This window comes from Pseudomonas sp. GW821-FHT04D07 (assembly GCF_059420225.1).
Window position 1 is genome coordinate 182,455 of the sequence record NZ_JBWKTH010000001.1, and the last position, 20,606, is coordinate 203,060.

Sequence of the window (20,606 nt, forward strand, 5' to 3'; positions counted from 1 at the left end):
ATCACTATGCCGGCTTCATTCGTTCATCTACGCCTGCACACTGAGTACTCCCTGGTCGATGGCCTGGTCCGGATCAAGCCGCTGGTCAAAACCCTGGTCGGCATGAACATGCCCGCCGTGGCGGTGACCGACCAGAACAACATGTGCTCCCTGGTCAAATTCTACAAGGCCGCCATGGGCACCGGGATCAAGCCGATCTGCGGCGCCGACCTGTGGCTGTCGAACAAGGATCCCGATGCGCCGCTGAGCCGCATCAGCCTGCTGGCGATGAACGCGGTCGGCTACCGTAACCTCACCGAGCTGATTTCCCGTGGCTTTATCGATGGCCAGCGCAACGGCATGGTGATCATCGAGCGCGAGTGGGTGGCCGAGGCCAGCGAAGGCGTGATCATGCTCTCGGCGGCCAAGGAGGGCGAGATCGGCATGGCCCTGCTCGGCGACAACGCCGCCGAAGCCGAAGCCCTGGCCCGCGACTGGATGGCGGTGTTCCCGGACCGTTTCTACCTGGAAATCCAGCGCACCAACCGCCCCAACGACGAAGAGCAGTTGCACGGTGCGGTGGCCCTGGCCGACAAGCTCGGCGCGCCGCTGGTGGCGACCAACGATGTGCGCTTCATCAAGCAGGAAGATTTCGAGGCCCACGAAACCCGCGTCTGCATCGGTGAGGGCCGGGCCCTCGACGATCCGCGGCGCTCGAAGAACTACAGCGATCAGCAATACCTCAAAAGCGCCGAGGAAATGGCCGAGCTGTTCAGCGACCTGCCCGACGCCCTGGAAAACAGCGTCGAGATCGCCAAGCGCTGCAATATCGAAGTAAAGCTGGGCAAGCACTTCCTGCCCAACTTCCCGATTCCCGATGGCATGACCATCGACGAGTATTTCCGCAAGGTATCCTTTGACGGCCTTGAAGAGCGCCTGTCGGTACTGCTGCCCAAGGACACCACCGAAGACTACGAAGCCAAGCGCCAGGTCTATGTCGACCGGCTGAATTTCGAGCTGGATATCATTATCCAGATGGGCTTCCCCGGTTATTTCCTGATCGTGATGGACTTTATCCAGTGGGCCAAGAGCAACGGCGTGCCCGTCGGCCCCGGCCGGGGGTCGGGTGCTGGTTCGCTGGTGGCCTATGTGCAGAAGATCACCGACCTCGACCCGCTGGAATACGACCTGCTGTTCGAACGTTTCCTCAACCCGGAACGGGTTTCCATGCCCGACTTCGACGTCGACTTCTGTATGGACGGTCGCGACCGGGTGATCGAGTACGTGGCCGAGAAGTACGGCCGCAACGCCGTGAGCCAGATCATCACCTTCGGTTCCATGGCCGCCAAGGCGGTGGTGCGGGACGTCGCGCGGGTCCAGGGCAAGTCCTACGGCCTGGCCGATCGCCTGTCGAAGATGATCCCCTTCGAAGTCGGCATGACCCTGGAAAAAGCCTACGAGCAGGAAGAGATCCTGCGGGACTTCATCAAGGTCGATGAAGAGGCGGCGGAAATCTGGGAGATGGCGCGCAAGCTTGAGGGCGTAGTGCGTAACGTCGGTAAACACGCCGGTGGCGTGGTGATCGCGCCGACCAAGCTGACCGACTTCTCGCCGATCTATTGCGATGAAGAGGGCGACGGCCTGGTCACTCAGTTCGACAAGGACGATGTGGAGGCGGCCGGCCTGGTGAAGTTCGACTTTCTCGGCCTGCGGACCCTGACGATCATCGACTGGGCGTTGAAGACCATCAACCGTGAGCGCGCCAAGGTCGACGAGGCGCCGCTGGATATCGCCTTTATCCCGCTGGATGACAAGCCGACCTACAGCCTGCTGCAGAAAGCCGAGACCACGGCGGTGTTCCAGCTGGAATCGCGCGGCATGAAGGAGCTGATCAAGAAGCTCAAGCCCGACTGCCTGGAAGACTTGATCGCACTGGTGGCCCTGTTCCGTCCGGGCCCGCTGCAGTCCGGCATGGTGGACGACTTCATCAACCGCAAGCACGGCCGCGCCGAGCTGGCGTACCCGCACTCCGATTACCAGTACGAAGGCCTCAAGCCGGTGCTGGCGCCGACCTACGGCATCATCCTGTATCAGGAACAGGTGATGCAGATCGCCCAGGTCATGGCCGGCTACACCCTGGGTGGCGCGGACATGCTGCGTCGTGCCATGGGTAAGAAAAAGCCCGAGGAAATGGCCAAGCAGCGCGGCGGTTTCATCGAAGGTTGCGCGAACAACAATATCGATCCGGATCTGGCCGGTAACATCTTCGACCTGGTGGAGAAATTCGCCGGTTATGGCTTCAACAAATCCCACTCCGCCGCCTACGGCCTGGTCTCCTACCAGACCGCCTGGCTGAAGGCCCACTATCCGGCACCGTTCATGGCCGCGGTGCTGTCCGCGGATATGCACAACACCGACAAGGTCGTGACCTTGATCGAGGAAGTGCGCACCATGAAGCTGCGCCTCGACGCACCGGACGTGAACGCCTCGGAGTTCAAGTTCACGGTGAACGACGAGGGCCGGATCATCTATGGTCTCGGCGCGATCAAGGGCGTCGGCGAAGGCCCGGTGGAAGCGATCACCGAAGCGCGCCAGGACGGTCCGTTCAAGGACCTGTTCGATTTCTGCGCCCGGGTCGACCTCAAGCGCATCAACAAGCGCACCCTCGACGGCCTGATCCGCAGCGGCGCGCTGGATCGCCTCGGTCCCTATTTTCACGACGAAACCAAGGCCTACCAGGCCAATATCGACCGTAACCGCGCGGTATTGCTGGCGGCGATGGAAGAGGCGATCAAGGCTGCCGAGCAGACCGCGCGCACCCACGACAGTGGTCACGCCGACCTGTTTGGCGGGTTGTTCGTCGAAGCGGACGCCGATGTCTACGCCAATCACCGCAAGGCCAAGGAGCTGACCCTCAAGGAACGGCTGAAGGGCGAGAAGGACACCCTCGGCCTGTACCTCACCGGTCACCCGATCGACGAATACGAAGGCGAGATCCGCCGCTTCGCCCGACAGCGCATCATCGACCTGAAGCCGGCCCGAGATACCCAGACAGTGGCCGGGATGATCATCAACCTGCGGGTGATGAAAAACAAAAAAGGCGACAAGATGGGCTTTATCACCCTCGACGACCGTTCGGCGCGGATCGAGGCCTCGTTGTTCGCCGATGCCTTCATGTCGGCCCAGTCGCTGTTGCAGACCGACGCCATGGTGGTGGTCGAGGGCGAGGTCAGTAACGACGACTTCTCCGGCGGCCTGCGTCTGCGGGTCAAGCGGGTGATGAGCATGGAAGATGCCCGCACCAACCTGGCCGAGAGCCTGCGCCTGAAGCTGCAAAGCGACGCGCTCAAGGGCGATCAACTGCGCTGGCTGGGGGCGTTGCTCGGCAAGCACCGGGGGGCTTGCCCGATCACCCTGGAGTACACCGGCAGCGACGCCAAGGCCTTGCTGCAGTTCGGCGAGAGCTGGCGGATCGACCCGGCGGACAGTCTGATTCAGGCATTGCGTGACCAGTTCGGGCGAGACAACGTCTTCCTCCAATACCGTTAGGACGGTGGCGCACTCGGTGCGCGCCGACCTTGACCCTATTTTTAATCTCGACCTGAGCGCGCCATATCCCGTAAGGTAGGGCGCGATACAGATCAATCGGCCGGCCAGGCTGTGTAAAAACTACTGTGCTCGACCCAAGACGGATGCTTATGAACCCGAATTTTCTTGATTTCGAACAGCCGATCGCTGACCTGCAAGCCAAGATCGAAGAGCTGCGCTTGGTCGGTAACGACAATTCGCTGAACATCGGCGATGAGATTTCCCGCCTGCAGGACAAGAGCAACACGCTGACCGAAGATATTTTTGGCAAGCTGACCAGCTGGCAGATCGCGCGTCTGGCGCGTCACCCGCGTCGTCCTTATACCCTGGACTACATCGGGCATATCTTCACCGAGTTCGATGAACTGCACGGCGATCGGCATTTCTCCGACGACGCGGCGATTGTCGGCGGTATTGCCCGTCTGGACGACCAGCCGGTGATGGTTATCGGTCACCAGAAGGGCCGCGAAGTGCGCGAGAAGGTTCGCCGCAACTTCGGCATGCCGCGTCCGGAAGGCTACCGCAAGGCTTGCCGCCTGATGGAAATGGCCGAACGCTTCAAGATGCCGATCCTGACCTTTATCGATACGCCGGGCGCCTACCCGGGTATCGATGCCGAAGAGCGCAACCAGAGCGAAGCGATTGCCTGGAACCTGCGGGTGATGGCGCGGCTGAAAACGCCGATCATTGCCACCGTGATAGGCGAGGGCGGTTCCGGCGGTGCGCTGGCCATTGGCGTGTGCGACCAGTTGAACATGCTGCAGTACTCGACCTACGCGGTGATTTCCCCGGAAGGTTGTGCCTCGATCCTCTGGAAAACCGCCGAGAAGGCCCCGGATGCCGCCGAAGCCATGGGCATCACCGCCGAGCGCCTCAAGGGCCTGGGGATTGTCGACAAGGTGATTTCCGAGCCCCTGGGCGGTGCGCACCGCGACCCGGCCACGGCGGCAGCATCGATTCGTGCCGAACTCAGCGCGCAGTTGGCTATGCTGAAGAAGTTCGACAACGATGCGCTGCTGGCTCGTCGTTACGAGCGTCTGATGAGCTACGGTCTCTGATAGCGCGCGTTATCGTTCGTGAGCCAGCGCGGGGGGCAACCCATGCGTCAGCCTGATATCGATCTGCCCTGCAGGCTGCTCGAAGCCCTTTCGCCCTGGCGCAATGCCCAGACCTGGCGGATCGGCTTCTCCGGCGGCCTGGACTCCACTGTGCTGCTGCACCTGCTCGCCACCCAGGCGAGAACCCGGCCCCTGCCCAGGATTGCCGCCTTGCATGTCCATCACGGACTGCAGGCGGTGGCCGACGGCTGGCCGGCCCATTGCCAGGCGGTCTGCGATGAGCTGGGGGTGCCGTTGCAGGTGATTCGGGTCAGCGTCCAGCTGGGCGCCAGCCTTGAGCGCGCCGCCCGCGACGCGCGCTACCTGGCCTTTGCCGGCGTCACCCAGTTGCATGATGTGCTGCTGACCGCCCAGCATCGCGAAGACCAGGCCGAAACCCTGCTCTTTCGCCTGCTGCGTGGTGCCGGAGTGCGCGGCCTGGCCGCCATGCCGGCGCAGCGCGAGGTCGGTGGCGGCTATCTGGTGCGGCCGCTGCTGGACGTTTCCCGGGCTGAACTCGAACGTTATGCCCGCGCGCACGACCTGCGCTGGATCGAGGACCCGTCCAACAGTGACCAGCAATTCTCGCGCAACTTCCTGCGCCAGCGGGTTTTCCCCGGGCTGACCGGGCGCTGGCCGCAAGCGGTGAGCAGCATGGTGCGTAGCGCCGCGCACCTGCGCGAAGCCCAGGAACTGCTCGACGAACTGGCCGAAGTCGACCTCGACGATGCCTTGGCGCATTCCCGGCACGTCTGGCTGGGCATGCCCTCGCTGGCCCTCGACGCCTTGATCGACCTGTCCCCGGCGCGTCAGCGCAACGCCCTGCGGCATTGGCTGGCACCGCTGACCCGGCTGCCGGACAGCGACCATTGGGCCGGTTGGGACGATCTGCGTGATGCCGCCCATGATGCCCGGCCGAAATGGCGCCTGGCGGAGGGCGAATTGCACCGGGCCGACGAGCATCTGTGGTGGTTGAGCGGTTCCTGGTTACGCCAGCCGCTGGCGGATATCGCCTGGAAATCTCCGAATCGCCCACTGGAACTGCCGGACAACGGCGAACTGCTGGTGGTCGGCGAGGCGCCGCCCGGTCCCTTGCAGGTTCGTTATCGCCAGGGCGGCGAGGTGCTGCACCTGCCGGACCGCGGACACCGCGATCTGAAGCGCCTGCTTAACGAAAGTGGCGTGCCCTGGTTTATCCGCGGCCGATTGCCGCTGCTCTATCGGGGCGACGAATTGCTGGCCGTGGCGAACCTGCCGGGCTTGGACGGTGGGGCTTTGGGCGACTGGCATTTGCATTGGCAACCACCTTCGAGCGATCAAGGTTTGAGCTGAAAGGCGCTTTCCGGTAGACTACGCTCCCTTCTTGATACAACTTCTGTGGATTGCCAGCAATTGCAGGAGTTGCCGATTACCAGGCTGTCTTTGCCGGGCGATTCCAAAAAATGTGTAGCGCGCACCGTACCGCGGGTTTGTCCCCGTGGCCCGTCTCAACGCAGCAGTTTTTCGAAAGGTGCACTGTGATGATCGCAGGTAATTGGGGGCTTCGGCCTTCCTTCGCTTTCCCCGGCGGCTCGGACCGCTTTAACGCAGACTTCTAGGGTTTTTCATGACGCGCTACATATTCGTCACGGGCGGTGTTGTTTCTTCATTGGGGAAAGGCATTGCCTCGGCTTCATTGGCGGCCATCCTGGAGGCGCGGGGGCTGAAAGTCACCATGCTCAAACTGGACCCGTACATCAACGTCGATCCGGGCACCATGAGCCCGTTCCAGCACGGTGAAGTCTTCGTCACCCACGACGGTGCCGAGACCGACCTGGACCTGGGTCACTACGAGCGGTTCATCCGCACGACCATGACCCAGAACAACAACTTCACCACCGGCCGTGTCTACGAGCACGTGCTGCGCAAGGAGCGGCGTGGTGATTACCTGGGCGCGACCATCCAGGTGATCCCGCACATCACCGACGAGATCAAGCGCCGCATCATCAAGGGCGCCGGCGATGCCGACGTGGCCCTGGTGGAAATCGGCGGGACGGTCGGCGACATCGAGTCGCAACCGTTCCTCGAAGCCATCCGTCAGTTGCGTTTCGAGGTCGGTGCCAAGCGCGCGATGCTGATGCACCTGACCCTGGTGCCGTACATCGCCACGGCCGGCGAAACCAAGACCAAGCCGACCCAGCATTCGGTCAAGGAACTGCGTTCCATCGGCCTGCAGCCGGACGTGCTGGTCTGCCGCTCGGACCATCCGATCGATATTTCGTCGCGGCGCAAGATCGCCCAGTTCACCAACGTTGAAGAACGTGCGGTGATCGCGCTGGAAGACGCCGACACCATCTACAAGATCCCGGGCATCCTGCACTCCCAGGGCCTGGATGATTTCGTCGTCGAGCGTTTCGGCCTGCAATGCGGCGGTGCCGATCTGTCCGAGTGGGAAGCGGTGGTTGACGCCAAGCTGAACCCGGAACACGAAGTCACCATCGCCATGGTCGGCAAGTACATGGAGCTGCTGGACGCCTACAAGTCGCTGATCGAAGCGATGAGTCACGCCGGTATCACCAACCGAACCAAGGTCAACCTGCGTTACATCGACTCCGAAGACATCGAGAACCAGGGCACCGCGCTGCTGGAAGGCGTCGACGCCATTCTGGTTCCCGGCGGCTTCGGTCTGCGTGGGGTGGAAGGCAAGATCACCGCCGTGCAGTACGCCCGGGAAAACAAGGTGCCGTATCTGGGGATCTGCCTGGGCATGCAAGTGGCGGTCATTGAGTTCGCCCGTAACGTGATGGGTTGGAAAGATGCCAACTCCACCGAGTTCGATCGCACCAGCGGTCATCCGGTGGTGGGGCTGATCACCGAGTGGGAAGACGCCACCGGCGCGGTCGAGACCCGTACCGAAAGCTCCGACCTGGGCGGCACCATGCGCCTCGGCGCCCAGGACTGCCTGCTCGAAGCCGGTTCCCTGGTACACGACTGCTATGCCAAGGACGTGATCGTCGAACGTCACCGTCACCGCTACGAAGTGAACAACAATCTGCTGCCGCAGATCATTGAGGCCGGCCTGAAGATTTCCGGTCGTTCCGGTGACGGTGCACTGGTGGAAGTGATCGAGGCCCCGGATCATCCATGGTTCGTTGCTTGCCAGTTCCACCCTGAGTTCACCTCGACCCCGCGTGACGGCCATCCGCTGTTCAGCGGTTTCGTCAAGGCGGCCTTGGTTCAACACCAGAAGAACGCATGATCTCGGAGAGATAGAAGCATGGCCCAAAAGATCATCCGCGTAGGCGACATCGAGATTGCCAACGACAAACCGATGGTGCTGTTCGGCGGCATGAACGTACTGGAAAGCCGCGACATGGCGATGCAGGTCTGTGAGGAATACGTGAAGGTTACCGAGAAGTTGGGTATTCCTTACGTGTTCAAGGCCAGCTTCGACAAGGCTAACCGTTCTTCCGTCACCTCCTACCGTGGCCCCGGCCTGGAAGAAGGGATGCGGATTTTCCAGGACATCAAGCAGGCGTTCGGCGTGCCGATCATTACCGACGTCCACGAGCCGGCCCAGGCCGCCGTGGTCGCCGAGGTCTGCGACATCATCCAGTTGCCGGCCTTCCTGTCGCGGCAGACTGATCTGGTGGTGGCCATGGCCAAGACCGGCGCGGTGATCAACATCAAGAAGGCCCAGTTCCTCGCGCCCCAGGAAATGAAACACATCCTGAGCAAGTGCGTGGAAGCGGGCAACGACCAGTTGATCCTCTGCGAGCGCGGTTCGAGCTTCGGTTACAACAACCTGGTGGTGGACATGCTCGGCTTCGGCATCATGAAGCAGTTCGAATACCCGGTGTTCTTCGACGTGACCCACGCCCTGCAGATGCCGGGCGGTCGCTCGGATTCCGCCGGTGGTCGTCGGGCCCAGGTCACCGACCTGGCCAAGGCCGGCATGAGCCAGGGTCTGGCCGGGCTGTTCCTGGAAGCGCATCCGGATCCGGACAACGCCAAATGCGACGGCCCTTGTGCCCTGCGCCTGGACAAGCTGGAACCGTTCCTGGCCCAACTCAAGGCCTTGGACACGCTGGTGAAGAGTTTTCCGACGGTAGAAACCGCGTAATCCTCGTTTCTTCGGTAAACTGCCACACAAATTTTCGCTCTGGCCTGCCGGCCGTATAGCTTTTGTAGGCGCCGGCTTGCCGGCGATGGTGTCCGTAAGATCGCTATCGCCAGCAAGCTGGTTCCTACAGGGTTTTCGTCAACTTTGGAGTGTTTACAACAATGGCAAAAATCGTCGACATCAAAGGTCGTGAAGTTCTCGACTCCCGTGGCAACCCCACCGTGGAAGCGGACGTGCTTCTGGACAACGGCATCATCGGCAGCGCCTGCGCGCCGTCCGGTGCTTCGACCGGTTCGCGTGAAGCGCTGGAACTGCGTGATGGCGACAAGAGCCGTTACCTGGGCAAGGGCGTGCTGAAGGCTGTCGGCAATATCAACGGCCCGATCCGTGAGCTGTTGCTGGGCAAGGATCCTGCCGACCAGAAGGGTCTGGACCACGCGATGATCGCGCTGGACGCTACCGAGAACAAGGCAACCCTGGGCGCCAACGCCATCCTCGCCGTGTCCCTGGCCGCCGCCAAGGCCGCTGCCCAGGACCAGGACCTGCCGCTGTACGCGCACATCGCCAACCTCAACGGCACGCCGGGTGTCTACTCCATGCCGGTACCGATGATGAACATCATCAACGGTGGCGAGCATGCCGACAACAACGTCGACATCCAGGAATTCATGGTTCAGCCGGTGGGCGCCAAGACCTTCTCCGAAGGCCTGCGCATGGGCACCGAGATTTTCCATCACCTCAAAGCCGTGCTGAAGGCCCGTGGCCTGAGCACTGCCGTGGGTGACGAAGGTGGTTTCGCACCGAACCTGGCGTCCAACGAAGATGCTTTGAAAGTGATCTCCGAAGCCGTGGCCAATGCCGGTTACAAGCTGGGCACCGACGTGACCCTGGCCCTGGACTGCGCCGCCAGCGAATTCTACGAAGACGGCAAGTACAACCTGTCCGGCGAAGGCCAGGTGTTCAACGCCGAAGGTTTCGCCGACTACCTCAAAGGCCTGACCGAGCGTTACCCGATCATCTCCATCGAAGATGGCCTGGACGAGTCCGACTGGGATGGCTGGAAAATCCTCACCGACAAGATCGGCGAGAAGACCCAATTGGTAGGCGACGACCTGTTCGTTACCAACACCAAGATCCTGAAAGAAGGCATCGATAAAAAGATCGCCAACTCGATCCTGATCAAGTTCAACCAGATCGGCACCCTGACCGAAACCCTGGAAGCCATCCAGATGGCCAAGGCCGCCGGCTACACCGCGGTGATCTCGCACCGCTCCGGTGAAACCGAAGATTCGACCATTGCCGACCTGGCCGTGGGCACCGCCGCGGGCCAGATCAAGACCGGTTCGCTGTGCCGTTCCGACCGCGTTTCCAAGTACAACCAACTGCTGCGTATCGAAGAGCAACTGGGCGCCAAGGCCAAGTACAACGGTCGCTCCGAGTTTCGCGGTTAAGCCGTAGATGGTAAAAAGACACCGGATTGTGTCGAAAAAGTCGCTATCGCGAGTTTTTTAGCACTAATCTGATGCTTTGAGAGCACAAGCCTGGGTCTTCCAGGCTTCGTGCTATCAGTCGGTTCGAAATGGTTGGCATGGCTGTCTTTTCCACTGGATAACTGAAATTCGATGCGCAGTCCCAATTGGTTGTTCCTCGTTCTGCTCTTGCTGCTGGCTGGCCTGCAGTACCGCCTTTGGGTGGGCAATGGGAGCCTGGCGCAGGTAGCCGACCTGACACAGCAAATTGCCGAACAGCACGCCGAAAACGAGCGTCTGCTGGAGCGCAATCGTGTGCTTGACGCGGAAGTTCTTGAACTGAAGAAAGGCATGGAGACCGTTGAAGAACGCGCTCGCCATGAGCTGGGCATGGTCAAGGACGGTGAAACCCTTTATCAGCTGGCGCAATGACTGAATTCTCTCTACCGGCCTTCTGGGCCGTGATTCCTGCCGCGGGCGTCGGTGCCCGTATGGCCGCGGACCGTCCCAAGCAGTATCTGTCACTGGGCGGGCGCACTATTCTTGAACACAGCCTCGGCTGTTTCCTCGATCATCCGGGCTTGAAGGGCCTGGTGATTGCCCTTGCTCCGCACGATCCCTACTGGCCTGGCCTGGCCTGTGCCGCGGATTCGCGTATCCAGCGGGTCGAGGGTGGCAGCGAGCGGGCCGACTCGGTACTCAACGCCTTGCTGCACCTGCATACCCTGGGGGCGGCGGAGGACGATTGGGTGCTGGTACACGATGCGGCGCGGCCCAACCTGTCGCGTCATGACCTCGACACCCTGCTCGCTGAGTTGGCGAATGACCCGGTGGGCGGCCTGCTGGCCGTGCCGGCCCGGGACACGCTCAAGCGTGTCGACCAGCACGGGCGGGTGCTGGAAACCATCGACCGGAGCTTGATCTGGCAGGCCTATACGCCGCAGATGTTCCGCCTCGGCGCCTTGCACCGGGCCCTGGCCGACAGCCTGGTGGCGGATGCGACCATCACCGATGAAGCCTCGGCGATGGAGTGGGCAGGCCAGGCGCCGCGGCTGATCGAAGGGCGCTCGGACAATATCAAGGTCACCCGGCCTGAAGACCTGGAATGGCTGCGGCTGCGTTGGGCCAACCGTCACTGAAGTTTGGGGCCCGACGCTATTTCTCGATGGAACGCGGACTCGTGTAGGAGCTGGCTTGCCGGCGATGGCGTCCGCAAGATTGACGCAAGACTCTCTGCCCTCATCGCCGGCAAGCCGGCTCCCACAGTGACTGCGTTGATCTCAAGAGGGTATTTGCAGGCGTCGATCAAATGGCGTACTCGGGCCGTTTGGCCAACCCTTCCTTGAGATGATCCACCAGCTTGCGCACCTTCGGCGACAGGTGCCGCTGTTGCGGATACAGCGCCCACACCGCCGTATTCGGTGGCTGATGGGCTTCGAGCAAGGAGATCAGCGTGCCGTTGTGCAAATGCTTCAGCACGTAATAGTCCGGCAACTGACACAACCCAACTCCCTGCAACGCCGCATCCAACACCGCCTGGCCACTGTTGCAGCGCCAATTGCCCTGCACCCGTTGGGAAAACTCCCGCCCGTCCTGCTCCAGTTGCCAGATATCCGAGCTGCCGATCAAACAGTTATGCCGGCTCAATTCCGACAGGCTATGAGGGCGACCGTAACGTTCCAGGTAGGACGGTGACGCACACAGATACATCCGCCGCGGCGCCAGCCGGGTCGCCACCAGTCGCGAATCCTGCAAGCGCCCCAGCCGGATCGCCAGGTCCAGCCCTTCATGCACCAGATCCAACGTGCGATTGCTCAACTCGATATCCACCCGCAACTGCGGATGCAGCCCCATAAAGCTGGTCACCAGCGGCACGATAAAACGTTCGCCATAAGCCACGGCGCAGGTCATGCGCAACATGCCCTTGGGCTCGCTGGTCAGGTCGCCCACCGCGCGCAAGGCTTCTTCGCGTCCGTCCTGCAGACGCTGGCAGTGTTGCAGGAAAGTCTGCCCGGCCTCGGTCAGGGTCACCCGCCGGGTGCTGCGATAAAGCAGGCGGGTTTGCAGTCGCTCCTCCAACCGGGCGATCTGCCGGCTGATATGCGAGGACGACACCCCCAGGCGCTCCGCCGCCGCCGTGAACTGGCTGCATTCGGCCACCGCGACGAACTCGTCGATGCCTTCCCAGCGGTTGTCATTCATTGGATTGTCCCTGCACAGCAATAATGTTTTGCTTTTGGCTGGATTATTAATCAACCAAGGCTGATTTACACTCGGGTTTTCGTTATTCACTTTTCAGGAGTTGCTGGATGATCAAGTCACGTGCTGCCGTTGCCTTCGAGGCCAAGAAACCCCTCGAGATCGTCGAAGTCGATGTCGCCATGCCCAAGGCCGGCGAAGTGCTGTTGCGTGTCGTGGCCTCCGGCGTTTGCCATACCGACGCCTACACCCTGTCCGGCGCGGACCCCGAAGGTATCTTCCCGTCGATCCTCGGCCACGAAGGCGGTGCGATTGTCGAGGCGATCGGCGAAGGCGTGACCTCGGTGGCGGTGGGCGACCACGTAATCCCGCTCTACACCCCGGAATGTGGCAAGTGCAAATTCTGCCTGTCGGGCAAGACCAACCTCTGCCAGGCCATTCGCGCCACCCAGGGCAAAGGCCTGATGCCGGACGGTACTTCGCGTTTCTCCTACAAGGGCGAGACGATTTTCCACTACATGGGCACTTCGACGTTCTCCGAGTACACCGTGCTGCCGGAAATTTCCGTGGCGAAGATCTCAAAAGACGCGCCGCTGGAGAAGGTCTGCCTGCTGGGCTGTGGCGTCACCACCGGGATCGGTGCGGTGATCAACACGGCCAAGGTCAAGCCGGGCGACACCGTGGCGATCTTCGGCCTCGGCGGCATCGGCCTGTCGGCGGTGATCGGTGCGGTCAAGGCCAAGGCGGCGCGGATCATTGCCATCGACATCAACCCGGCCAAGTTCGAAATCGCCCGACAACTGGGGGCCACCGATTGCGTCAATCCGAAGGACTTCGATCGTCCGATCCAGGAAGTGATTGTCGACATGACCGATGGCGGCGTGGATTTCTCCTTCGAGTGCATCGGCAATGTGCAATTGATGCGCGCGGCGCTGGAGTGCTGCCACAAGGGCTGGGGCGAGTCGGTGATCATCGGCGTCGCCGGGGCCGGCCAGGAAATTTCCACCCGTCCGTTCCAGTTGGTCACCGGGCGCGTCTGGCGCGGTTCGGCCTTCGGTGGCGTGCGTGGGCGCAGCGAGTTGCCGAGCTACGTGGAGATGGCGCAGAAGGGCGAGATTCCGCTGGATACCTTCATCACCCACACCATGGGCCTGGAAGATATCAACAAGGCGTTCGACCTGATGCATGAAGGCAAGAGCATTCGCACCGTCATCCATTTCTGAGGTCGCTCATGAGCCTGGAAAACCTGTCCTGCCAGAAAAGCTTCGGCGGCTGGCACAAACGCTACAAGCATCATTCCGAAGTCCTCGGCTGCGACATGGTGTTCGCCGTTTATCTGCCACCACAGGCCGAACAGGGTGGCAAGTTGCCGGTGCTGTACTGGCTGTCCGGCCTGACCTGCACGGACGAGAACTTCATGCACAAGGCCGGCGCTCAGCGCCTGGCCGCCGAGCTGGGATTGATCATCGTCGCGCCGGACACCAGTCCGCGTGGCACCGATGTGCCGGGGGATCCGGACAAGGCCTGGGACTTCGGCCTGGGTGCCGGTTTTTATCTCAATGCCACCCAGCAACCTTGGGCCGAGCATTACCGGATGCACGACTACGTGGTGCATGAGCTGCCGGCCCTGGTCGAGGCGCATTTCCCGGCTTCGGACAAGCGTGGTATCAGCGGTCATTCCATGGGCGGGCATGGCGCGCTGGTCTGCGCCTTGCGCAATCCCGGGCGTTATCAGTCGCTGTCGGCCTTCGCGCCGATCAGCAACCCGATGGATTGCCCCTGGGGACAGAAGGCCTTTTCCCGCTATCTGGGCGAGGAACGCTCGCGCTGGCGGGAATGGGATGCCTGTGTGCTGATCGCCGAGGCCACTGAAAAGCTGCCGATCCTGGTGGATCAGGGCGATCGTGACGATTTCCTGGCCAACCAGCTCAAGCCTGAGGCGCTGCAACAGGCGGCGAAACTGGCACAACATCCGCTGACATTGCGCCTGCAGCCGGGCTACGACCACAGCTATTTCTTCATCGCCAGTTTCATTGACGACCACTTGCGTCATCACAGCGCGGCTCTTGGCGGTTAAACAGCGCAGCTCTTAGCGGTTAATCTGCCGCAAAATAGGTAGAATCACGCCCTGACTTACATCGGGGCGTTTTTTTTATGCGTATTGGCCACGGCTATGATGTGCACCGTTTCGCCGAAGGCGACTTCATCACCCTGGGCGGCGTGCGTGTTGCGCACCACCACGGGTTGCTCGCCCATTCCGACGGCGACGTGCTGCTGCATGCCTTGAGCGATGCGCTGCTGGGGGCGGCCGCTCTGGGCGATATCGGCAAGCATTTCCCTGACACCGATCCGACCTATAAGGGCGCTGACAGCCGGGTGCTGCTGCGTCACGTGGTGTCGTTGATCAAGGCCAAGGGCTGGAAAGTCGGCAATGTCGATAACACCATCGTTGCCCAGGCGCCGAAAATGGCGCCGCATATCGAATCGATGCGCGCACTGATTGCCGCGGATCTTGAAGTTGAGTTGGATCAAGTGAACGTCAAAGCCACCACCACCGAAAAGCTCGGTTTCACCGGCCGTGAAGAAGGTATCGCTGTGCATAGCGTCGCCTTGTTGTTACGCGCATGACCGAACTGGAACTGTTGGGCCCACGTGCCTACGGCGATGTCCTGGGCAGCGCGGTGCTCAAGGCCACGGCTGAAGATTTCCAGGTCGACGAGGTCCTCGATATCCCGCTGAGCGGCGAGGGCGAGCACCTGTGGTTGTGGGTGGAGAAGCGCGGCCTGAATACCGAGGAGGCCGCCCGGCGCATCGCCAAGGCCGCCGGTGTGCCGTTGCGCACGGTCAGTTATGCCGGTCTCAAGGATCGCCAGGCTCTGACCCGTCAGTGGTTCAGCGTGCAACTGCCGGGCAAGGCCGATCCGGACCTGTCGGCGGCGCAGAACGACAGCCTGCTGATCCTCAAGAGCGCCCGGCACAAGCGCAAGCTGCAACGCGGTGCCCATGCCGCCAACGGCTTCACTCTGCGCCTGACCCAATTGAACGCGGACAAGGACGGTTTGCAGCAACGCCTCGAGCAGATCGCCGCGCAGGGTATTCCGAATTATTTCGGCGCCCAGCGCTTCGGCCACCTCGGCGGTAATCTGGGCGAGGCTCGTGCCTATGCGGCGCGCCAGGCTTTGCCCGAGCAGCGCAATGTCCGTTCGCGGCTGCTGTCCACGGCGCGCAGCTACCTGTTCAACCAGGTGTTGGCGGCGCGTGTCGCCGACGGCAGTTGGAATCGGGCCCAGGTCGGCGACCTGCTGGCGTTCACCGACAGCCGTAGTTTCTTCCCGGCCGGCGAGGCCGAGTGCAGCGACCCGCGCCTGGACATTCTCGATCTGCATCCCACTGGCCCGCAGTGGGGCGAAGGCCCGTCACCGGCGGCGGGGGCGACCTTCGCGCTGGAGCAAGCGGTTGCCGAGCGCGAGGCCGAACTCTGCCAATGGCTGGTCAAGGCGAGCATGGAGCACGAACGTCGCATCCTGCGGCTGCCCATTGGTCGGTTGTCGTGGCATTATCCTTCGTTGGACATTCTGCAACTGGAATTCGTCCTGCCGGCCGGTTGCTTCGCCACTGCTTTGGTGCGCGAACTCGTCGATCTGGTGCCGGTAGGACAGACGGACAGCTCATGCGTATTCTGATTTCGAACGATGATGGGGTTTTCGCACCCGGTCTCGCCGCGCTTCATGCTGCGTTGGCGGATTATGCCGAGTGCAAGGTGATTGCCCCGGACCAGGACAAAAGTGGTGCCAGCAGTTCGCTGACCCTGGACCGTCCGCTGCACCCGCATACATTGCCCAACGGCTTTATCAGCCTCAACGGCACACCTACCGACTGCGTGCACCTGGGGCTCAATGCCCTGCTATCGCATCCGCAGGACATGGTGGTGTCTGGTATCAACCTGGGGGCCAACCTGGGGGATGACGTGCTGTATTCCGGCACGGTGGCGGCGGCCCTGGAGGGGCGCTTCCTCGGGAAGCCTTCGTTCGCCTTCTCGCTGGCCTCACGCCAGGTCGACAACCTGGCCACCGCCGCGCATTTCGCCCGCCTGCTGGTGCAGGCCCATGAAGGCCTGGCACTGCCCACGCGCACGGTGCTCAACGTGAATATTCCCAACCTGCCCCTGGAGCACATTCGCGGTATCCAGCTCACGCGCCTGGGCCATCGTGCCCGGGCCGCGGCGCCGACGCGGGTGGTCGATCCGCGGGGCAAGGCCGGTTACTGGATCGCCGCCGCCGGCGATGCCGAAGACGGCGGCCCGGGTACCGACTTCCATGCCGTGATGCAAGGGTTTGTCTCGGTGACGCCGCTGCAACTGGATCGCACGTTCAATGATGCCTTCCAGTCGCTGGGTGGTTGGTTGGAGGGGCTTGCCTGATGGCCCGTGAGCAGGACGACCTGATGCGCCGCGGCATCGGCATGACCTCCCAACGAACCCGCGAACGCTTGATTCAGCGGCTCTATGAAGAGGGGGTGTCCAACGCCCAGGTGCTGGAAGTGATCCGCCGTACCCCGCGTCATCTGTTTGTCGACGAGGCGTTGGCCCATCGTGCCTATGAAGATACGGCGCTGCCGATCGGCCACAACCAGACCATTTCCCAGCCTTATATGGTCGCGCGCATGAGCGAGCTGCTGCTGGAGGCCGGGCCGCTGGACAAGGTGATGGAGATCGGGACCGGCTCCGGCTACCAGACGGCGGTACTCTCGCAGTTGGTGGAGCGGGTGTTTTCGGTGGAGCGGATCAAGGTCCTGCAGGACCGCGCCAAGGAGCGTCTGGTCGAGCTCAACCTGCGTAACGTGGTGTTCCGCTGGGGCGACGGTTGGGAAGGCTGGCCGGCACTGGCGCCGTACAACGGCATTATTGTCACTGCCGTGGCCACCGATGTACCGCAAGCGCTGCTGGACCAGTTGGCCCCGGGCGGGCGCCTGGTGATTCCGGTGGGTGCCGGTGAAGTCCAGCAGTTGATGCTGATCGTGCGCGAAGAACAGGGTTTTTCCCGTCATGTATTAGGCGCAGTACGTTTCGTTCCGCTGCTTAACGGACCCTTGGCCTGAACATTTGTTGAACGGCAATGAATTCTGTTTAAGGTCGTAGGTCTTAGAGCGGGACCAGGTACGGCAGCCATGTTTAAAATGTGTCGAGTTTTTCGACTTGGCTGGGTTGTCAGTGAAATTCCAACAGCCAGTTATACTTACGTCACATTACCGCCTGTACAGGCACTCTTATTTCAGCCACCACAAAGGGAGCGGCGGGTGAGTCTCACAGTCATTCGGCAGCGTATGGGTAAAGCAAGCGTTCAGCGCCTGATGATCGGCCTTGCCCTCAGTGCTTTACTGGCTGGTTGCTCCAGTGCTCCAAAAGGCGGCGTACGCGTCGTCGATCGTAACGGCAACACGACAACGACAACCGCCAACGCGGCGCCACAGAAGCCGATGACCACCACCGGCCAGCATGTGGTCGCCCGTGGCGATACCTTGTTTTCGATCGCCTTTCGCTACGGTTGGGATTGGAAAGCCCTGGCCGCGCGCAACAATATTCCCGAGCCTTACACGATTCACGTGGGTCAGGCGATTCGCTTCGACAGCCGTTCAAATTCAACACCGACCGCCGTTGCCTCGAGCACGTCGACGGCCTCGCCTTCGGGAAAATTCACCATCACCCGGCGCCCGGCCAACTCGACGTCTGGTCCGGCAACCAGCTCACAAGCCGCCGCCCAGACACCTGTGGCCGCCGCTCCGACGCCGCCGGCCGGTCCCGCGCCCAAGGGCTGGGCATGGCCTTCAAACGGGATTCTGATTGGAAAATTCTCTTCAAACGGTAGTTTGAATAAAGGTATTGATATCGCCGGGGATTTGGGACAGCCTGTTTTAGCTGCGTCTGATGGGTCAGTTGTTTACGCCGGGAGTGGGTTGCGGGGCTACGGCGAACTAGTCATCATCAAACACAGCGATACCTACGTCAGTGCTTACGGTCACAACCGTAGGCTGTTGGTTCGGGAGGGGCAGCAGGTCAAGGTCGGACAGACAATTGCCGAAATGGGGTCAACTGGTACAGACCGGGTGAAACTGCATTTTGAGATTCGCCGCCAGGGGAAACCCGTAGACCCACTGCAATTCCTGCCGCGTCGTTGATCCGTTTTCCAGCCTGTTCTCCTGATGTAGCGGGAACAGGTTCCAGCGTTGCCAAGGATAAAGGCGTCGCTTGAGCTTGAGGTCGAACTCACCAAAGGACTATAACAATGGCTCTCAGTAAAGAAGCGCCGGGGTTTGACATCGATGATGAGGTGCTCCTTATGGACTCCGACATCGTCATGGATATGATGCCGGAGGACGACAGTTCTCCACCCCCAGTTCGTGCCAAGGCCAAAAGTGCTGCTTCGCTCAAGCAGCACAAGTACATTGACTACACCCGGGCGCTGGATGCGACCCAGTTGTATCTCAATGAAATCGGTTTTTCCCCCTTGTTGTCCCCGGAAGAAGAAGTTCATTTTGCACGCTTGTCGCAAAGTGGCGATCCCGCGGGCCGCAAGCGCATGATCGAAAGCAACCTGCGCCTGGTGGTGAAAATCGCCCGACGTTATGTCAACCGTGGTCTTTCCCTGCTGGACCTGATCGAAGAGGGCAACCTCGGCTTGATCCGGGCCGTCGAGAAGTTCGACCCGGAACGTGGCTTTCGCTTCTCAACCTATGCCACCTGGTGGATCCGCCAGACGATTGAACGGGCGATCATGAATCAGACCCGAACCATTCGCCTGCCGATTCACGTGGTCAAGGAGTTGAACGTCTATCTGCGGGCGGCGCGGGAGCTGACCCAGAAGCTCGATCATGAACCTTCCCCGGAAGAAATCGCCAACCTGCTGGAGAAACCAGTGGGTGAGGTCAAGCGCATGCTGGGCCTGAATGAGCGGGTGTCTTCGGTGGACGTGTCCCTGGGACCGGACTCCGACAAGACGCTGCTCGATACCCTGACGGATGATCGGCCTACCGATCCCTGCGAGCTGCTTCAGGACGACGACCTGTCCCAGAGCATCGACCAGTGGTTATCGGAATTGACCGACAAGCAGCGTGAGGTGGTCGTACGGCGCTTCGGCCTGCGCGGGCATGAGAGCAGTACCCTGGAGGATGTCGGTCTGGAGATCGGCCTGACCCGCGAGCGCGTCCGCCAGATCCAGGTCGAGGGGCTCAAGCGCCTGCGCGAGATCCTTGAAAAGAACGGCCTGTCCAGCGAAGCACTGTTCCAGTAGCACGGCCCTGCACCTGGCCAAATAAAAATCCCCGATCTGGTCGGGGATTTTTTGTATCCGGGCCTCAGGCCCCGTGGCACTTCTTGAATTTTTTGCTGCTGCCGCACGGGCAAGGATCGTTGCGACCCACATCCTTCAGCGCGTTGCGTACCGGCTCCTGGTGAGCGTGGCCGCAGTTCGGGCCGTGGACATGACCATGGTCGTGATCGTGGTGGTCATGGTCATGATCGTGGTTGCAATCAGGGCCGTGAACATGGGGTTGCTGGGTCATGCTGGTGTCACTCCGGAGTAATTTCGGCGGGAATTATCTCGCCTTTGCGCTCCAGGTGCACGTCATGGCTGAGGAATAGTCCGGTTTCCAGTTCGCCCTCCAGTCGGTAGGGGATCGGATCATGGGGGTGTTTCAGGCGTTTGGTCAGGTCGCGCAGGTGCTCCCAGAGATTGGTCCTGACTGGAATCACCAGGAAGGCGTGGCTGTTGGCTTCGACGGTGAACCAGCCATTGGCGGACTCGCCTTCGCTTAGCAGCCAGCCATCGAGGTAGAGACGATAATGCAGGCCACGCACGGTCAGGCTATCGTCGTTGGGGTTGTCGACGCGAAAGTGCAGGCGAAACTTCTGTTGCACCAGCCGGGCCTTGACCAGTTCGACCCGCACCAGGCGCACCTCGGGCTCGCGGGTACTGCTGTCGAACCAGGACGCGCAGCCGGAAAGTGTCAACAGCATAAGCAGGCCGAGCGTGCCAAGTGTCCGTGAGTGCATGGGTTTCCTCCCGCCGAGGCCCCAGCATAGCAAGCCTGTGACAGAAAAAGCTCATGGTTGTGGCGGTAAATCCACTGGGGGATACTGCCTACCATTCGCGCAATGGATCAGGCTGGCGCACAGGA

At 61.5% G+C, this 20,606-nt stretch carries 19 protein-coding genes; 16 read left to right on the top strand and 3 right to left on the bottom strand.

The annotated features are described in order from the left end of the window. The first annotated feature begins 6 nt into the window (after nucleotides 1–6). From dnaE to ispD, 8 genes are all read left to right on the top strand, one after another. Entirely contained in the window at nucleotides 7–3,528 is a 3,522-nt protein-coding gene (dnaE, locus tag AC07T0_RS00790) for a DNA polymerase III subunit alpha (protein ID WP_494999408.1), read from the top strand. A 149-nt stretch (nucleotides 3,529–3,677) separates the two neighbouring features. After that, nucleotides 3,678–4,625 carry an acetyl-CoA carboxylase carboxyltransferase subunit alpha gene (locus AC07T0_RS00795; RefSeq protein WP_494999409.1) on the top strand — a complete coding sequence of 316 codons (948 nt, stop codon included), beginning with the start codon at nucleotides 3,678–3,680 and terminating at the stop codon, nucleotides 4,623–4,625. Nucleotides 4,626–4,667: 42 nt separating this feature from the next. Continuing rightward, complete coding sequence (gene tilS / locus AC07T0_RS00800) at nucleotides 4,668–5,996, top strand: tRNA lysidine(34) synthetase TilS (RefSeq protein ID WP_494999410.1); 1,329 nt, start codon at nucleotides 4,668–4,670, stop codon at nucleotides 5,994–5,996. A 274-nt stretch (nucleotides 5,997–6,270) separates the two neighbouring features. Beyond that, nucleotides 6,271–7,902, top strand: coding sequence for a CTP synthase (pyrG, locus tag AC07T0_RS00805; RefSeq protein ID WP_494999411.1), 1,632 nt, complete (start codon nucleotides 6,271–6,273; stop codon nucleotides 7,900–7,902). A gap of 18 nt (nucleotides 7,903–7,920) precedes the next feature. Then, nucleotides 7,921–8,766 (top strand): 3-deoxy-8-phosphooctulonate synthase, encoded by an 846-nt coding sequence (kdsA, locus tag AC07T0_RS00810; RefSeq protein WP_100938597.1) that lies wholly within the window; start codon nucleotides 7,921–7,923, stop codon nucleotides 8,764–8,766. Between the two features lie 161 nt (nucleotides 8,767–8,927). Continuing rightward, nucleotides 8,928–10,217 (top strand): phosphopyruvate hydratase, encoded by a 1,290-nt coding sequence (eno, locus tag AC07T0_RS00815; RefSeq protein ID WP_494999412.1) that lies wholly within the window; start codon nucleotides 8,928–8,930, stop codon nucleotides 10,215–10,217. A gap of 171 nt (nucleotides 10,218–10,388) precedes the next feature. Further along, entirely contained in the window at nucleotides 10,389–10,667 is a 279-nt protein-coding gene (gene ftsB / locus AC07T0_RS00820) for a cell division protein FtsB (RefSeq protein ID WP_017906255.1), read from the top strand. Then, on the top strand, nucleotides 10,664–11,374 hold the full coding sequence (ispD, locus tag AC07T0_RS00825; RefSeq protein ID WP_494999413.1) for a 2-C-methyl-D-erythritol 4-phosphate cytidylyltransferase: 711 nt from the start codon (nucleotides 10,664–10,666) through the stop codon (nucleotides 11,372–11,374). The genes ftsB and ispD overlap by 4 nt, the downstream gene beginning before the upstream one ends. A gap of 166 nt (nucleotides 11,375–11,540) precedes the next feature. On the opposite strand, the gene AC07T0_RS00830 is transcribed toward ispD, so the two are convergent. Continuing rightward, nucleotides 11,541–12,437, bottom strand: a complete 897-nt coding sequence (locus AC07T0_RS00830) for a LysR substrate-binding domain-containing protein (RefSeq protein WP_494999414.1) — start codon at nucleotides 12,435–12,437, stop codon at nucleotides 11,541–11,543. Nucleotides 12,438–12,544: 107 nt separating this feature from the next. Here AC07T0_RS00830 and AC07T0_RS00835 point away from each other — a divergent pair, with 107 nt between their 5' ends. The 8 genes from AC07T0_RS00835 to rpoS all read left to right on the top strand — a co-directional run bounded on the left by AC07T0_RS00835 (nucleotide 12,545) and on the right by rpoS (nucleotide 19,720). After that, the gene (locus AC07T0_RS00835; protein ID WP_248807047.1) at nucleotides 12,545–13,657 is read left to right on the top strand and encodes an S-(hydroxymethyl)glutathione dehydrogenase/class III alcohol dehydrogenase; all 1,113 of its coding nucleotides are present in this window, start codon (nucleotides 12,545–12,547) and stop codon (nucleotides 13,655–13,657) included. 8 nt (nucleotides 13,658–13,665) lie between these two features. Beyond that, nucleotides 13,666–14,511, top strand: coding sequence for an S-formylglutathione hydrolase (gene fghA / locus AC07T0_RS00840; RefSeq protein ID WP_494999415.1), 846 nt, complete (start codon nucleotides 13,666–13,668; stop codon nucleotides 14,509–14,511). 77 nt (nucleotides 14,512–14,588) lie between these two features. After that, complete coding sequence (ispF, locus tag AC07T0_RS00845) at nucleotides 14,589–15,062, top strand: 2-C-methyl-D-erythritol 2,4-cyclodiphosphate synthase (RefSeq protein ID WP_494999416.1); 474 nt, start codon at nucleotides 14,589–14,591, stop codon at nucleotides 15,060–15,062. Continuing rightward, complete coding sequence (gene truD, locus AC07T0_RS00850; RefSeq protein WP_494999417.1) at nucleotides 15,059–16,117, top strand: tRNA pseudouridine(13) synthase TruD; 1,059 nt, start codon at nucleotides 15,059–15,061, stop codon at nucleotides 16,115–16,117. Before ispF ends, truD begins: the two co-directional genes overlap by 4 nt. Then, on the top strand, nucleotides 16,105–16,854 hold the full coding sequence (gene surE / locus AC07T0_RS00855) for a 5'/3'-nucleotidase SurE (RefSeq protein ID WP_494999418.1): 750 nt from the start codon (nucleotides 16,105–16,107) through the stop codon (nucleotides 16,852–16,854). The genes truD and surE overlap by 13 nt, the downstream gene beginning before the upstream one ends. Nucleotides 16,855–16,895: 41 nt before the next feature. Beyond that, nucleotides 16,896–17,531, top strand: a complete 636-nt coding sequence (locus tag AC07T0_RS00860; protein WP_248794953.1) for a protein-L-isoaspartate(D-aspartate) O-methyltransferase — start codon at nucleotides 16,896–16,898, stop codon at nucleotides 17,529–17,531. A gap of 198 nt (nucleotides 17,532–17,729) precedes the next feature. After that, nucleotides 17,730–18,608 (top strand): peptidoglycan DD-metalloendopeptidase family protein, encoded by an 879-nt coding sequence (locus tag AC07T0_RS00865; RefSeq protein ID WP_494999419.1) that lies wholly within the window; start codon nucleotides 17,730–17,732, stop codon nucleotides 18,606–18,608. 107 nt (nucleotides 18,609–18,715) lie between these two features. Then, nucleotides 18,716–19,720 (top strand): RNA polymerase sigma factor RpoS, encoded by a 1,005-nt coding sequence (gene rpoS, locus AC07T0_RS00870; RefSeq protein ID WP_248794610.1) that lies wholly within the window; start codon nucleotides 18,716–18,718, stop codon nucleotides 19,718–19,720. A 64-nt stretch (nucleotides 19,721–19,784) separates the two neighbouring features. Here rpoS and AC07T0_RS00875 read toward each other — a convergent pair whose 3' ends face one another. Both AC07T0_RS00875 and AC07T0_RS00880 read right to left on the bottom strand, forming a co-directional pair. Further along, nucleotides 19,785–19,991, bottom strand: coding sequence for an SEC-C metal-binding domain-containing protein (locus AC07T0_RS00875; RefSeq protein ID WP_494999420.1), 207 nt, complete (start codon nucleotides 19,989–19,991; stop codon nucleotides 19,785–19,787). Between the two features lie 7 nt (nucleotides 19,992–19,998). Beyond that, nucleotides 19,999–20,481 (bottom strand): LEA/WHy family protein, encoded by a 483-nt coding sequence (locus tag AC07T0_RS00880; protein ID WP_494999421.1) that lies wholly within the window; start codon nucleotides 20,479–20,481, stop codon nucleotides 19,999–20,001. Between the last annotated feature and the right edge of the window lie 125 nt (nucleotides 20,482–20,606).